We start from the raw sequence: 14,685 nt of genomic DNA on the forward strand, positions 1-14,685 counted from the left end.
CGCACCGGCATACCGGCCGCCACAGGCGGCCACCGCAATCGACTGATGGAGACGGGCGCGCCGCGCCCGGTCCGCAAATGAAAAAACTTTTCGCAACCGCCTTCGCTTCGCTGCTGCTCGTGTCGGCCGCGGCGTTCGCGGTGCCGACCGCTCAGCAAATCGAATCGGCGATGTCGCAGGGCAACTGGCAGCAGGCCGACGCCGGCCTCACCGAGGTGTTGCAAGCCCATCCGAACAACGCGCACGCGCACTATCTGTACGCCCAGGTGCTCGATCGCGAAGGTCGTTCCGGCGAGGCGCTCGATCAGCTGGAACAGGCGAAGACGCTCGATCCGCAGATCCGCTTCACCGACTCGGGCCGTTTCGCGCAAACCGAAGCGCGCCTGCGCCGCGACGCGGAACGCGCGGGCGGCAACGTCACCCGTCACGCCGCGAATCCGTTCGCGCAGCAGAATGCGCCTGCTGTGCAGCAACAGTCGGCGATGATGTCGCAAGCGCAACAACGGCATGGTCCGGGGGTAGGTATGTGGATCGGTATCATCGTTCTCATCGCAGCGATCGCGCTCGTGCTGCGCTGGACTTTGCGCCGTGCGCGCAGCCAGGAAGATACGCGCGCCGACGAGGATCGCCGCGCGCAATTGAAGCGCGCGACTGACATGCTCAACACGGTGCGTTCGCTCAAACTCGACGTGAAGCTGTCCACCGCGCCGGGTCACGAACTGCTAGAGAAAGACGTCGAAGCGACCGAAGATCAGTTGCGCGGCGTCGTCGAAACGCTGTCGAACGGCAAGAATCCGCTGCCACCTTATGCGCTCGACGAGTTCGAGCAGCGCCTCGCCAGCCTGCGCGCGCGCGCCGATGGCCGGCCCGATCCGACTGCTGCGTCCGCGAGCACCGGCCAGCAGCAATCGGCGTACGCGCAGGAGGCCGAACGCTTCGGCAACCCGCAGCCGCCTTATCCGCAACAGGGTCCGTATCAGCAGCAGCCGCAGGTCATCGTGCAGCAAGGCGGTGGCATGGGTGGCGGCATGGGCGGTCTGCTGACCGGCGTGTTGCTTGGCGAAGCACTGAGTCATGGGCGTGATCGCGTCGTCGAACGCGACGTGATCGTCGACGACGACGAATTGCGCCGTCGCCGCAACGATGCTGGAAACGACGGCGGCCTCGACTTCGGTCAGGGTTCGAACGACTGGAACGACAACGGCGGCGGTATCGACATGGGCAGCAACGACGATTCCGGTGGCTGGACCGATACCTGAGCGATCCGCTGCGTCAGATTCCGCTGCATGTTGAATGAAGAACAGGCTCCTGTGAACTGCACGGAGCCTGTTTTTTTGTCTGCCGGTCTTGCGTTGTGCCGGCGCTTGCGTCACGCCCGCGCCGACTCCGCGTCGCAGCCCTCGTGCTGCACGAGCACGATCGCCCGAGCGCGAACGGAAGGAATGCAACGCAGGCGCGCCGCGGCACGCTTTGCGGTTCGTCGTGCGGCAAGCCGCTATCATTTCACCCCCCGCTTTCGCCCCGTGCCGGAGACCACCGTGACGCCTGCCTCTTCCGCTTCATCCGCCGCGCCGCGCATTGCGATCGTCGGCAGTGGCTTTGCCGGTCTCGGCATGGCGATCCGTCTGCAGCAGATGGGTATCACATCGTTTACGGTCTACGAGGCCGCGAGCGGCATCGGCGGCACGTGGCGCGACAATACCTATCCTGGCGCGGCCTGCGATGTCCCCTCGCACCTCTATTCGTTTTCGTTCGAGGCGAATCCGGCGTGGTCGCGCGCGTTCAGCAGTCAGGCCGAAATTCTCGCGTATCTGCAGCACTGCGCGCGCAAGTACGGCGTCGATCGCTATGTGCGCTGCAACGCGAAGGTAAGCGCCGCGCGCTTCGACGACGCGCGGCAGATCTGGCTCGTCGAACTCGACACGAACGGCGCGCGCGAAACCATCGAGGCCGACGTGCTGATCGCCGCGAGCGGTCCGCTGTCACGTCCCGCGCTGCCTCGCATCGCCGGTATCGAACGTTTCGAGGGCAAGCTGTTCCATTCGGCGCGCTGGGATCACGGTTATTCGCTCGACGGCAAACGCGTCGCTGTGATCGGCACCGGCGCGAGCGCGATCCAGTTCGTGCCGAAAATCCAGCCGCGCGTCGCGCATCTGGACCTGTTCCAGCGCACCGCGCCGTGGGTGATGCCGAAGCGCGACAAGCCGATCGGCCCGCGCGCGCAGTGGCTCTTTCGCACGCTGCCGTTCACGCAGCGTTTCGTACGCAGTGCGATCTATTGGCAGCTCGAATCGCGCGGGGTGGCGTTCGTCGTCAATCCGAAGCTCATGAAGGCGCCGATGAAGTTCGGCCTCAGCTATCTGGAGCGACGCGTCAAGGACCCGGCGCTGCGCGCGAAGCTCACGCCGAACTACCTTCTCGGCTGCAAGCGCGTGCTGCTGTCGAGCGATTATTACCCGGCCGTCTGTCAGCCGAACGTCGACGTCGTGACGAGCGGCATTCGCGAAATCGTCGCGGACGGCATCGTGACGGACGACGGCGTGCATCACCGCGCGGATGCGATCATCTGCGGCACCGGTTTCCAGGTCAACGACGTGCGCGCGCCGTTCGAAGTGACCGGCCTCGATGGCAGCGACCTCAGCGCGCTTTGGCTGCGCGATGGCCCCGAGGCCTATCTCGGCACGAGCATCGCGAACTTCCCGAACTTCTTCATGATCGCCGGCCCGAACACGGGGCTCGGCCATAACTCGATGATCTACATGATCGAGTCGCAACTGCGCTATATCGTCGATTGCCTGCGCGTACTGCGCAAGCACAAGGCGCGCACCATGACCCTGCGCGCCGACGTGCAGCGCGATTTCAACGCGCGTCTGCAGCAGGAGATGCAGCACGCGGTGTGGACGAGCGGCTGCCATAGCTGGTATCAAACACAGAGTGGCAAGGTCACCGCGATCTGGCCAGGCTTCACGTTCAGCTTTCGCAAACGTACGCGGCGCGTGCGGCCACAGGATTACCGCTTCGCGCGTTGAACCGGCACACTCATTACCCGCCGCCGCTCAGTAACTGCAACAGCTCCCACAGAAACTTCACGACGATCACGATCAGTTCCCACAGCCGATAGAGCGGCTTCCAGTCCAGCACGCGCAGAAGGGACTCGATCATGGCTATCGTCAGAAAAAGTGAAGGCCGCGATTCGTGGTTCGATCACGCGCGACGCCTCGCGCGTCGCGCAACCTCAAACCGCCATCACGGCCCGCTTGCGCTCCGCGCGCTGCATGAAGAAGTTCGCCGCGACGACGCCAACCGTGACGACCGCGATGAACAGCGTCGCGAGCGCATTCATCTCCGGGTTCAGGCCGAGGCGCACGCGCGAGAACACGACGAGCGGCAAGGTCGTCGAGCCAGGACCCGACAGGAACGCTGAGAGCACGAGGTCGTCGATCGACAGCGTGAACGACAGCAGCCAGCCCGACACCAGCGCCTGCGAAATCAGCGGCAACGTGACGGAGAAGAACACGCGCAGCGGTGTCGCGCCGAGGTCGAGCGCGGCTTCCTCGAGCGACGGATGCAGCTCCCGCACGCGCGACTGCACGATGATCGCGACGTACGAAATACACAGCATCACGTGACCGATCCAGATCGTGAAGATGCCGCGTTCGGCCGGCCAGCCGATCCAGCGCGCCATTTCGATGAACAGCAGCAGGAGCGAGATACCCTGAATGACTTCGGGAATCACCAGCGGCGCGTTGATCATGCCTGTGTACAGCGTGAAGCCGCGAAAGCGCCCCATGCGCGCGAGCACGAAACCGGCCCACGTGCCGATGATGACCGACGCGAACGCCGTCAACAAGCCAATGCGCAACGACAGCCACGCGGACGCAATGAGTTCGTCGTCGCTCAACAGCGCCACATACCAGCGCGTCGAAAAGCGCGTCCACACCGTGACAAGTTGCGATTCGTTGAACGAATACACGACGAGGCTGACGATCGGGATATATAGAAACAGAAAGCCGATGCCCAGAGCGATCAGCTGCAGCATGCGATTGGGCTTCATCGGCGGCCCTCCTCCAATGCCTTCGCCTGCGCTTGCTGGAACAGCGCCATCGGCACCAGCAGCAACACCACCATCGCGCACGTGACGGCGGACGCCATCGGCCAGTCGGCGTTGTCGAAGAACTCATTCCACATCACGCGGCCGATCATCAGCGTGTTCGCGCCGCCGAGCAGCTCGGGAATCACGTACTCGCCGACCGCCGGAATGAACACCAGCAGACAGCCCGCGATGATGCCGTTCTTCGACAGCGGCAGCGTGATCTGCCAGAACGCCTTCCACGGCTTCGCGCCGAGGTCGTACGCGGCTTCCAGCAAGGTCAGGTCCATTTTCACGAGATGCGCGTAGAGCGGCATCACGAGAAACGGCAGGTATGAATAGACCATGCCGATATAGACCGCCGTATTCGTGTGATACAGCTCGATCGGCGAATGGATCAGCCCGATCGACATCAGGAAATTATTCAGCAATCCGTTGTTCTTCAGAATGCCGATCCATGCGTACACGCGGATCAGGAACGACGTCCAGAACGGCAGCATCACGGCCATCATCAGCAGATTGCGGGTGGCCGGATTCGAGCGCGCGATGTAATAAGCCATCGGATAGCCGATCAGCAGACACAGCACGGTCGAAATCGCCGCGACCACGACCGAATTCACATAGGTCGCGAAGTACAGGCTGTCGGTCAGCAGAAACGCGTAGTGCGACAGATCGAGCGTGATGTGCAGCGCGTTTTCCGCGAATTTGACGAGCTGCGTGTACGGCGGAATGCCGAGCTGAGAATCGGCAAAGCTGATCTTCACGACCAGCAGGAACGGCACGAGGAAAAACAGCAGCAGCCAGATGAACGGCCCCGCCACCACCGCGGTATGGCCACTGAGCTTCAGACGCCGCGCCGGCCATGCGAAAAACGAGGCAAGCGCTTCTTTCATGATGTCAGCACCACGCCGGCCGATGCGCTCCAGCGCACGTACACCTCGTCGCCCCAGGTCGGCGGCTCGATCTCGGTGAGCGCGAGGCTCGTCACGTTCGCGATCACGGTCTTGCCGCCGTCGAGCTTCACGTGATACAGCGAATAGCCGCCCATGTACGCGATATTCGTGACGACGCCCTTGCCCCAGTTGTGCGCGCCCTCAGGCGGCTTACGCGTGAGCGCGATGCGTTCGGGCCGCACCGAGATCGTCACCGGCATGCCGAGCGGACCGGTGATGCCGTGATTGACGTGCAAATGGCACGGCAGATCCGACGTTTCGATGAACACGTGATCGGGTTCGTCCTCGATCGTATGGCCGTCGAACAGATTGGTCGAGCCGATGAACTCCGCCGAGAAACGGCTGTTCGGATACTCGTAGACCTCATGCGGCGTGCCGAGCTGCACGATCTGGCCTTCGCTCATCACGGCGAGGCGGTCGGCCATCGTCATCGCTTCTTCCTGATCGTGCGTGACCATCATGCAGGTGACGCCGACCTGGTCGAGAATGTTGACGAGCTCGATCTGCGTGCGCTGGCGGATCTGCTTGTCGAGCGCCGACATCGGCTCGTCGAGCAGCAGGAGCTTCGGCCGCTTGACGAGCGAACGCGCGAGCGCGGCGCGCTGCTGCTGCCCGCCCGACAGCTGATGCGGCTTGCGCTTCGCGAAGCGGCCCATCTGCACGAGTTCGAGCGCATTGTGCACGCGGTCTTTCAGCTCGGCCTTCGGCACGCCTTCCTGCTTCAGGCCGAACGCGACGTTCGCCTCGACCGTCATATGCGGAAAGAGCGCGTACGACTGGAACATCATGTTGACCGGCCGGCGATACGGCGGCAGTTGCGCGAGGTCTTCGCCATCGATCAGGATCTTGCCCGACGTCACGGTTTCGAGCCCGGCCATCATGCGCAGCAAGGTCGACTTGCCGCAGCCCGAGCTGCCGAGCAGCGCGAACAGCTCGCCCTTCCTGACCGTCAGGTTGACCCCTCTGACCGCGACGGTCTCGCCGAACTTCTTCACGACGTCGACGATCTGGATGAACTGGTCCGCTGCGTCGCCTGTAACGGTATTCGGGCCCGTCGACGGCACGGCCGTCCCGGCCAGCGCGCCAGCCTGGTCACTACTCATCATAATGCTGCTTCACTCCGGCGTTTGACGAACAAAGCCCCCGGCGAACACCGAGGGCTTCATGATGCTGCTTATTCTGTGTATATGCCGCGCTTAGCGGCCGGACTTGTACTCAGTCCACAGCCGCGTTTGCAGCCGCTGGATTTCCTGCGGCAGCGGCTTCAACAGGAACAGCGTCTTGATCGTTTCTGGTGACGGGTACACGGCCGGATCGTTCGCGACATCCTTGTCCACGTACTTGCGTGCTTCCATATTGACGCTCGGGTAGTACACGGCGTTGGTGATCGCGGCGTGCACCTGCGGCGTCTCGATGTAGTTGATCCACTCGAGCGCGGCTTCCTTGTGCTTCGCGTCCTTCGGAATCGCCATCACGTCGAACCATACCGGCGCGCCGCCCTTCGGCACGAAGTACTCGATCTTGTACGGCTTCTTCGCCTCGATCGCGCGATGCTTGGCGATCACGACGTCGCCCGACCAGCCGTATGCGAAGCAGACGTCGCCGCCGACGAGGTCGTTGATATAGCCCGACGAGTTGAACTGCGTGATGTACGGGCGGATCTTCTTGAGCATCTCGAGCGCGGCGTGGTAGTCGGCCGGGTTCGTGCTCATCGGGTCCTTGCCCATGTAGTGCAGCGCGGCCGCGAACATCTGGTCCGGCGCGTCGAGCACCGACACGCCGCAGGCCTTTAGCTTCGAGATGTTTTCCGGCTTGAACAGGATGTCCCAGTTATCGAGCGGCACGTTCTTGCCGAGGATCTGCTGGACCTTGTTCACGTTGTAGCCGAGGCCGGTGGTGCCGTAGGCCCAGGGCACCACGTACTTGTTGCCCGGATCGGCACCGGCGACGAGCGCCATCAGCGACGGGTCGAGGTACTTCAGGTTCGGCAGCTTCGATTTGTCGAGCGGCTCGAAGATACCCGCGGCGATCTGCTTGCCCGCATAGTTGCTGGTCGGCACGACGATGTCGTAGCCCGAGTTGCCGGTGAGCAGCTTGGCCTGCAGGGTGTCGTCGCTGTCGTAGTTGTCGTACTTGACCTGGACGCCGGTCTGTTTCGTGAAGTTCGAGATCGTGTCCTTCGCGATGTAGTCGGACCAGTTATAAACGTTGAGCTGCGTATCCTTCGCAGCGGCCGTCAACCACGGCGCCGCGCACAAGATCAGCGCCGCCGCATGCCCCACTATCCGTTTGTTCATCCCGTTCTCCGATTGTCTCGTCACTCAAGCCGCGGCCTCGCGCGCACGGTCCCCTGAAAACCCCGAAAACTACCATCAATTATTGCTCGCTCCAAAAAAAACCCGGAGCTGTCGTGCAAACGGTACAGACTTTGGCCGCACCACTGCAAAATGGGCGCAATTTTAACGGGTTATCGGCCCGTGTCTACCGAAAAATACGCGCGCGGCGGCCGCGCGTGATCCGTGCTGCGCGCGGGCTGCGAGGGTTTTGTCGTGTCGCTGTCACCTGGTTGTCAGGTCGACGTCGGCGCGCACCCGGGTGGTGCGCCGGCGGGTCCCGCAGCGGTGCTCGACGGCGCCTCGCGGTGCTGATCGGCTTCGGCGTGCGGAGCACCTTTCGTGGCCCGCGCCGCCGTGCAGGCCCGAATGCTCCTATCATGATCTTTTGATGCGTGGCGCGTGATGTCGTCTCGCGACGGCAGCCCGCCCGTTGCGCGCATGCAATGGGCATGTGACTTGCAACAGGATGTACTTCCCTGAAGCTCAGGTACCGATGAACACCAATCCTTTCGCGATGCGTCCCAACCGCGGCCGGCGTCTGCCGGGCGATCCGACGCGTCCGGCGCACTGGTTCTCGTTCCTCGGCGCCGGCGCGCTGATCGCGGTCGGCTATATCGATCCCGGCAACTGGGCGACCGCGCTCGGCGCCGGCGCGGGCTACGGCTACCGCCTGCTCGGCATCGTGCTGCTGTCGAGCCTGATGGGAATGCTGATGCAGTGGCTGTCGTCCCGGCTCGGCGTGGTGAGCGGGCGCGACCTCGCGCAGTTGTGCCGCGAGCGCAACGGCCGGCGCACCACGGTATTCCTGTGGCTGACCAGCGAAGTCGCGATCATCGCCGTCGACGTCGCCGAGGTGGTCGGCAGCGCGGTCGCGCTGCAACTGCTGCTCGGCGTGTCGCTGACGGTCGGCGTGCTGATGTCGGCGGTCTGCACCTTCGCGCTGCTCGCGCTCCAGCAGAAAGGCGGCCGCAGGCTCGAAGCGGTGGTCGCCGCGCTGATCGGCTTCGTCGGCTTGTGCTTCGTCGTGCAGCTCGCGCTCGCGCGGCCCGACTGGCACGCGGCGCTCGCCGGCACCGCGCCGAGCGTCGAGCTGATCAGAAACGCGGGCATGCTGTGGCTCGCGGCGGGCATCGTCGGCGCGACGGTCATGCCGCACAACCTGTATCTGCATTCGGCGCTGGTGAAGCATCACGCGCCGGACAGCAGCGACGCGCAGATCAAGGTTGCGCTGCACGTCGTCAATCTCGATACCTTCGGCTCGCTTGCGTTCGCGCTCGTGATCAACGCGGCGCTGCTGATCGTCGCGGCTGCCGTGTTCTATGCGAGCGGCCATCGCGACGTGACCGATCTGGCCGATGCGCATCGGTTGATCGCACCGCTCGTCGGCAGCCGCTGGGCCGGCATCCTGTTCGCGGCGGCGCTGCTCGCGTGCGGGCTTAGCGCGACCGTCACCGGCACGCTGGCCGGTCAGACCGTGATGGAGGGATTCCTGCGGCTGCGGCTGCCACGCTGGAAACGCGCGCTGCTCACGCGCGCGCTCGCGATTGGGCCGGCGCTGCTGGCGGTGGGAACGTTCGGCCAGCATGGCTCGAATCAGTTGCTGGTCGCGAGCCAGGTCGTCCTGAGCCTGCAATTGCCGCTCGCGGTCGTCCCGCTGATCCGCTATGCGTCCGATGCGACGCTGATGCGCGGCTGGCGTGTGCATGGCATGCCGCTCGTGCTGTCATGGCTGTCGGCGGCGTTCATCATTGCGCTGAACGGCGCGTTGTTGTGGCAACTGGCGACCGGGGCATGACGTCCGATGTCGGCGCGATTACCGTGAATTTCGCGTGACGATGACCACTGCGGCGCAGACGCGCGCCAGGCATCGGTTAACATAACGGGACTTTGCCCCCCGCTCCAAGGTTTCCGATGACTTCGAATCTCCACGATCTTCCCGACAGCCCATGCATCGGCGTCTGCTCCACGCTTTTCGACGAGGTCTGCAAAGGCTGCGGGCGCACCGCCACCGAAGTGTCCAACTGGGTGTTCCTCAGCGACGAGGAAAAGCGCGCGATCTGGGCCCGGATCGAACGGGAAGGCACGGCGATGCGGTTTCAGAACGACAAGGTTTGAGCGTGTTCGTAGCGCGCATTGCGGGTTGATGTCGCTCGCCACCTGAAGAATGCCGGGACTTCCCCGGCATTTTTTTGCTTCGGAACACTTCGACTCCATGACCGCCGTCCGGGACTTCGTTCAATGCCTCGTCGAATGGCCCCGAATGGCCAACGTGTTCAATCCATGGTCTCAGACCGATGAGCGCGATCAGCCCGGCATCAACGCGCCGCTGATTCGCCGTCAACAGCTTGCGGCCTACCTGCAATCGCGCCAGACGAGCGTCAAGGTGATCCTGATTGCGGAGGCGCTGAGTTGCCGCGGCGGACGTTTCACAGGCATCGCGATGACTTCCGAGCGGATTCTGCTTGGCAACGATACGAAGCTCGACAGCTGCGCCACTGGATCGGACCGCAGCCCGCTCCCGGACTACCTCCCGGGTCCAGTAACCCGCACCAGTTGCCGCGCCGCGCTGTCTCGAATGACCGACCGCGAATACGGCGTCTATGAGAGAACCGCCTCGGTCGTCTGGCAGACGATGCTCTCCAACGGATTCGGACCGACCGAGTTTGCGCTATGGAATGCGTTCCCGTTTCATCCGTTCGCGGACGATGATACCGAGAGCAACCGCCGCCCATCGAATCACGAGCTACATGCGACGGGCCAGATTCTGACTGACTTCATCAGCCTGTTCCCTCGATCCGTAAGGTTCGTTGCGCTTGGGCGGGAAGCGGAAAGCGCATTGCGAAGTCACCCGATGCAGCCTCCACACGAACTCGTGAGGCACCCTACGGCGAGAGCGGTAAAGCCTGCAAACCGGGCGATTCAGGGGACGGCCCGCCCGATGGGCAAGCTGGATGAAGTCATCCGACGCCTCGCGCTGAGCCAGTGAATGAACAAAAAGGCCCACGCCGGCAGACTGCCGGCGTGGGCCTTTTGGGGATCGCTGAAGACCCGCAACCAGCCGCTTATTGCACGCCCTGACTCGTCAGGAAGTCCTCATAGTTGCCACCGAAGTCGTTCAGCGTGCCATCGGTCTTCACTTCGATGATCCGGTTCGCGAGGCCGCTCACGAATTCGCGGTCATGCGACACGAAAATCAGCGTGCCTTCGAACTTATCCAGCGCGATCTGCAGCGATTCGATCGACTCCATATCCATATGGTTGGTCGGCTCGTCCATCAGCATCACGTTGTGGCGGCCGAGCATCAGCTTGCCCCAGATCATGCGGCCCTTCTCGCCGCCCGACAGCACCTTGACCGACTTGCGGATGTCGTCCGCATTGAACAGCAGGCGGCCGAGCGTGCCGCGCACCATCTGCTCGTCGTCGCCTTCCTTGCGGTACTGGTCGATCCAGTCCATCAGCGTGACGTCGCCCGGGAACTCTTCGTACGTGTCCTGCGGCATGTAGCCGATGTTGGCGTTTTCCGCCCACTTCACCGTGCCGTGATCGAGTTGCAGATTGCCCAGCAGCGAGCGCAGCAGCGTGGTCTTGCCCGCGCCGTTCTCGCCGATGATCGCGATGCGCTCGCCCGGCTGCACGCTGATGCTGAAGTTGTTGAAGATCGAGCGCTCGTATTTCTTCGAAATGCCCTCGGCGACCACCGCGATGTTGTGCAGCTTCTTCTCGAACTCGAAGCGGATGAACGGGTTCTGCCGCGACGACGGCTTGAATTCCTCGATCTTGATCTTGTCGATCATCTTCAGACGGCTGGTGGCCTGACGCGCCTTCGACTTGTTCGCCGAGAAGCGGCGCACGAAGTCCTGCAGATCGGCCACGCGCTCCTTCGCCTTCGCGTTGGCGGCCTGCTGACGCTCGCGCGCCTGCGTGCTCGCGAGCATGTAGTCGTCGTAGTTGCCCGGGTAGACCTTCAGCGTGCCGTAGTCCATGTCTGCCATGTGCGTGCAGACCTGGTTCAGGAAGTGCCGGTCGTGCGAGATGATGATCATCGTCGAGTTGTACTGGTTGAGCACGTCTTCCAGCCAACGGATCGAGTTGATGTCGAGGTTGTTGGTCGGCTCATCGAGCAGCAGCACGTCCGGCTTCGAGAACAGCGCCTGCGCGAGCAGCACGCGCAGCTTCCAGCCCGGCGCGACGTTGCTCATCGTGCCGCTGTGCAGATCGATCGAAATACCGATGCCGAGCAGCAGTTCGCCCGCGCGCGCTTCGGCCGTATAGCCGTCGTACTCGGCGAATTTCGCTTCGAGCTCGGCCGCGTGCATGTAGTCGTCGTCGGTCGCGTCGGGGTTCGCGTAGATCGCGTCGCGCTCGGTCATCGCGGCCCACATTTCCGTGTGGCCCATCATCACGACGTCGAGCACGCGCACGTCTTCATACGCGAACTGGTCCTGGCGCAGCTTGCCGAGGCGCACGTTCGGCTCGAGCATCACGTTGCCCGAACTCGGCTCGAGATCCGACCCGAGAATCTTCATGAAAGTGGATTTACCGCAGCCGTTCGCACCGATCAGGCCATAGCGGTTCCCTTCCCCGAATTTGACCGAAATGTTCTCGAAGAGGGGCTTCGGCCCGAATTGCATGGTGATATTGGCAGTAGACAGCACGGCGCGTCCCTTTGAATGTGATATCGGCGAAAAACCCAATATTTTAGCAGGTTTAGAGATTTCAACCTGGGAGTTCGTCCGGCGCCGCCGGTTCGCCGTCGAGCAGCCCGGCCGCGCCGGACACAGTCTGTATCAGATTGAATGGCTTATGTTGCGCGCACATGATAGCGACCGCCGATCCGCCTATACTTTTTTCCATGCGTGTTCCGAGCAGCGTTTTACCGACCCGCGACGCACACCAAGGAGGACATCCATGTCAGACCACGTTTACAAGAAGATCGAACTGACCGGCTCGTCGCCGAAATCGATCGACGACGCGATTACCACCGCGATTGCCAAAGCGTCGAAAACGCTGCGCAATCTGCACTGGTTCGAGGTCACGGAAACACGCGGCCAGATCGAGGATGGCAAGGTCGCGTACTGGCAGGTGACGCTGAAGGTCGGCCTGCGCATCGAGGACTGAGCGGCGGCCGCGCCGCCACGCGAAAGCAGAAAACAAAAAAGCTGCGTCCAACCGAGGCTGGACGCAGCTTTTCGCGATCAGGCCAGCCGATTTACTTCGGCAGCGAGCCGTCGACACCCTCGACATACCAGTTCAGGCGCTGCAGCTCCGCATCGGTCAAGGTCTTGCCTTCAGGCACCTTCACCGTGCCCGACTGATCCTTGATCGGGCCCGTGAACACATCGTGCTTGCCGCTCGCGAGTTCTTCACGCTTCGCCGCGACCTGCTTCTGCCCATCGGCCGGAATCGCCGACGTGTTCAGATCCTCGAGGTTGACGGCCTTCTGCGGAATGCCCCACCACACCGGATCGTTCTTCCACTTGCCGTCGAGCACCTGCTGGATGACCGCCGTGTAATACACGCCCCAGTGCGCGACCACCGAGCCGAGATGCGCATCAGGACCGAACTTCTTCATGTCCGAATCCCAGCCGAACGCGTGCACGTGCTTCTCCGATGCGGTCGCGAGCGTCGCGCTCGAATCGGTGTTCTGCAGCAGCACGTCGGCGCCCTGGCCGATCAGCGTTTCGGCGGCCTGCTTTTCCTTGCCCGGATCGAACCAGCTGTTGATCCAGATCACCTTCGTGTGCACCTTGGGATTCACCGAGCGCGCGCCGAGCGTGAACGCGTTGATGTTGCGCACCACTTCCGGAATCGGCACCGAAGCGACGAAGCCGAGCGTGTTGCTCTTCGTCACGTAGCCCGCGGCGACGCCGGCCAGATACGCGCCCTGGTACATGCGCACGTCGTAGGTGCCGAAGTTCGGCGCCTTCTTGTAGCCGGTCGCGTGCAGGAACACGGTGTCGGGGAAGTCCTTGGCGACCTTCAGCTGGAAGTCCTGGAAGCCGAAGCTCGTGCCGAAGATGATCTTGTTGCCCTTATTCGCGAGATCGCGGAACACGCGCTCGGAGTCGGCCGATTCCGGCACGTTCTCGACGCGCGTGATCTTGATCCGGTTGCCGAACTTCGCTTCGGCCTCCCGCGAGCCCTGGTCGTGCGCGAAGGTCCAGCCGGCATCGCCCGGATTGCCCAGATAGACGAACGCGACGCCCGGCACGTCGGCGGCCTGCGCGGTTTGCGCGAGCGGCGCTGCAAGTGCCAGCGACGCCGCGCCCCATGCGAAAGCGGTCAACAGATTTCTTCTCTTCATGTTTTCTCCCTTGTCGTGGTGAGCGGATGGTGTTGAGCGGATAGATAAAAAGCGTGTGTCGCCGTTAGCCCGCCGAGAAAAACGGCTTGCCGAGCGAGGCAGGCGCATTCAGGCGAATCGTGTTCGGATTGCGCGAGATCAGCGCGAGCACGACGATCGTCGCGACGTACGGCAACATCGCGAGGAACTGCGTCGGCACCGGCACGCCGATCGCCTGCGCGTAGAACTGCAGCCCCGTCACCGCGCCGAACAGCAGCGCGCCGATCAGGAGACGCCCTGGCCGCCACGTCGCGAACACGACCAGCGCGAGCGCGATCCAGCCGCGCCCCGAAGTCAGGTTTTCCTGCCACAGGTGCAGATTGACGATCGAATAGTAGCCGCCAGCGAGTCCCGCCATGCCGCCGCCGAACGCGACCGCGCCATAGCGCACGCCGACCACCGGAAAGCCGACCGAGTGCGCGACCTGCGGCGACTCGCCGACCGAGCGCAGCACGAGCCCCGCGCGCGTACGGTACAGGAACCAGCCGATCGCGGCGAACATCAGGAACGCGAGGTAATCGAGCGGCGTGAGCGTAAACAGCGCCGGGCCGAGCACCGGGATCTTCGACAGCCCCGGGATCGTCCACGTATCGATCGTCGCGCGCACCGCGGCCGACGTGTACGGCTTGCCCACATACGCGGACAGTCCGATGCCGAAGATCGTCAGCGACAAACCGGTGGCGACCTGGTTGGCGAGCATCGTCAGCGTGAGGAACGCGAACAGCAGCGACATCGCGAGACCGGCGCCGATCGCGGCGAGCACGCCGAGCCACGGGCTGCCGGTGATCGACGTGACCGCGTAGCCGGTGACGGCGCCCATCAGCATCATCCCTTCCACGCCAAGGTTGAGCACGCCGGATTTTTCGGCGACGAGTTCACCGGCGCCCGCGAACATCAGCGGGATCGACGCAGTGATTGCGCTCGACGTGAGCGCGGTGGCTTGCTGGATATCCATAACGAGTC

The 14,685-nt window shown here is 63.4% G+C and carries 13 protein-coding genes; 6 read left to right on the top strand and 7 right to left on the bottom strand.

Going from position 1 to position 14,685, the window contains the following annotated elements; genetic code table 11:
• The first annotated feature begins 77 nt into the window (after window positions 1-77).
• Entirely contained in the window at window positions 78-1,259 is a 1,182-nt protein-coding gene (locus tag L0U81_RS08820) for a tetratricopeptide repeat protein (protein ID WP_233801810.1), read from the top strand.
• 279 nt (window positions 1,260-1,538) lie between these two features.
• Window positions 1,539-3,029, top strand: a complete 1,491-nt coding sequence (locus L0U81_RS08825) for a flavin-containing monooxygenase (protein ID WP_233801812.1) — start codon at window positions 1,539-1,541, stop codon at window positions 3,027-3,029.
• 206 nt (window positions 3,030-3,235) lie between these two features.
• Here the strand turns inward: L0U81_RS08825 and L0U81_RS08830 are convergent, their stop codons facing one another.
• The 4 genes from L0U81_RS08830 to L0U81_RS08845 all read right to left on the bottom strand — a co-directional run bounded on the left by L0U81_RS08830 (window position 3,236) and on the right by L0U81_RS08845 (window position 7,340).
• Window positions 3,236-4,054, bottom strand: coding sequence for an ABC transporter permease subunit (locus tag L0U81_RS08830; RefSeq protein ID WP_233801815.1), 819 nt, complete (start codon window positions 4,052-4,054; stop codon window positions 3,236-3,238).
• Window positions 4,051-4,983, bottom strand: coding sequence for an ABC transporter permease subunit (locus L0U81_RS08835; RefSeq protein WP_233801817.1), 933 nt, complete (start codon window positions 4,981-4,983; stop codon window positions 4,051-4,053). The genes L0U81_RS08830 and L0U81_RS08835 overlap by 4 nt, the downstream gene beginning before the upstream one ends.
• Window positions 4,980-6,146 carry an ABC transporter ATP-binding protein gene (locus tag L0U81_RS08840; RefSeq protein ID WP_233804273.1) on the bottom strand — a complete coding sequence of 389 codons (1,167 nt, stop codon included), beginning with the start codon at window positions 6,144-6,146 and terminating at the stop codon, window positions 4,980-4,982. Before L0U81_RS08840 ends, L0U81_RS08835 begins: the two co-directional genes overlap by 4 nt.
• Before the next feature lie 93 nt (window positions 6,147-6,239).
• Complete coding sequence (locus tag L0U81_RS08845) at window positions 6,240-7,340, bottom strand: polyamine ABC transporter substrate-binding protein (RefSeq protein WP_233801819.1); 1,101 nt, start codon at window positions 7,338-7,340, stop codon at window positions 6,240-6,242.
• Window positions 7,341-7,872: 532 nt separating this feature from the next.
• On the opposite strand from L0U81_RS08845, the gene L0U81_RS08850 reads away from it, so the two are divergent.
• From L0U81_RS08850 to L0U81_RS08860, 3 genes are all read left to right on the top strand, one after another.
• Window positions 7,873-9,174 (top strand): Nramp family divalent metal transporter, encoded by a 1,302-nt coding sequence (locus tag L0U81_RS08850; protein WP_233801821.1) that lies wholly within the window; start codon window positions 7,873-7,875, stop codon window positions 9,172-9,174.
• Between the two features lie 116 nt (window positions 9,175-9,290).
• The gene (locus L0U81_RS08855) at window positions 9,291-9,494 is read left to right on the top strand and encodes a DUF1289 domain-containing protein (RefSeq protein WP_018417706.1); all 204 of its coding nucleotides are present in this window, start codon (window positions 9,291-9,293) and stop codon (window positions 9,492-9,494) included.
• A 145-nt stretch (window positions 9,495-9,639) separates the two neighbouring features.
• Complete coding sequence (locus L0U81_RS08860; RefSeq protein ID WP_233801825.1) at window positions 9,640-10,365, top strand: uracil-DNA glycosylase; 726 nt, start codon at window positions 9,640-9,642, stop codon at window positions 10,363-10,365.
• A gap of 76 nt (window positions 10,366-10,441) precedes the next feature.
• Here the strand turns inward: L0U81_RS08860 and L0U81_RS08865 are convergent, their stop codons facing one another.
• A complete protein-coding gene (locus L0U81_RS08865) occupies window positions 10,442-12,034 on the bottom strand; it encodes an ABC-F family ATPase (protein ID WP_233801827.1) in 1,593 nt (530 codons plus the stop codon).
• Between the two features lie 253 nt (window positions 12,035-12,287).
• Between L0U81_RS08865 and L0U81_RS08870 the strand changes: the two genes are divergently transcribed.
• Window positions 12,288-12,497, top strand: a complete 210-nt coding sequence (locus tag L0U81_RS08870; RefSeq protein WP_233801829.1) for a dodecin — start codon at window positions 12,288-12,290, stop codon at window positions 12,495-12,497.
• Window positions 12,498-12,588: 91 nt separating this feature from the next.
• Here L0U81_RS08870 and L0U81_RS08875 read toward each other — a convergent pair whose 3' ends face one another.
• Together L0U81_RS08875 and L0U81_RS08880 are read right to left on the bottom strand one after the other, a co-directional pair.
• Entirely contained in the window at window positions 12,589-13,683 is a 1,095-nt protein-coding gene (locus L0U81_RS08875; protein WP_233801831.1) for a BMP family ABC transporter substrate-binding protein, read from the bottom strand.
• A 64-nt stretch (window positions 13,684-13,747) separates the two neighbouring features.
• Window positions 13,748-14,677 carry an ABC transporter permease gene (locus tag L0U81_RS08880; RefSeq protein ID WP_233801833.1) on the bottom strand — a complete coding sequence of 310 codons (930 nt, stop codon included), beginning with the start codon at window positions 14,675-14,677 and terminating at the stop codon, window positions 13,748-13,750.
• Window positions 14,678-14,685 lie beyond the last annotated feature (8 nt).

The sequence above is a fragment of the Paraburkholderia sp. HP33-1 genome, from assembly GCF_021390595.1.
GTDB lineage: Bacteria > Pseudomonadota > Gammaproteobacteria > Burkholderiales > Burkholderiaceae > Paraburkholderia.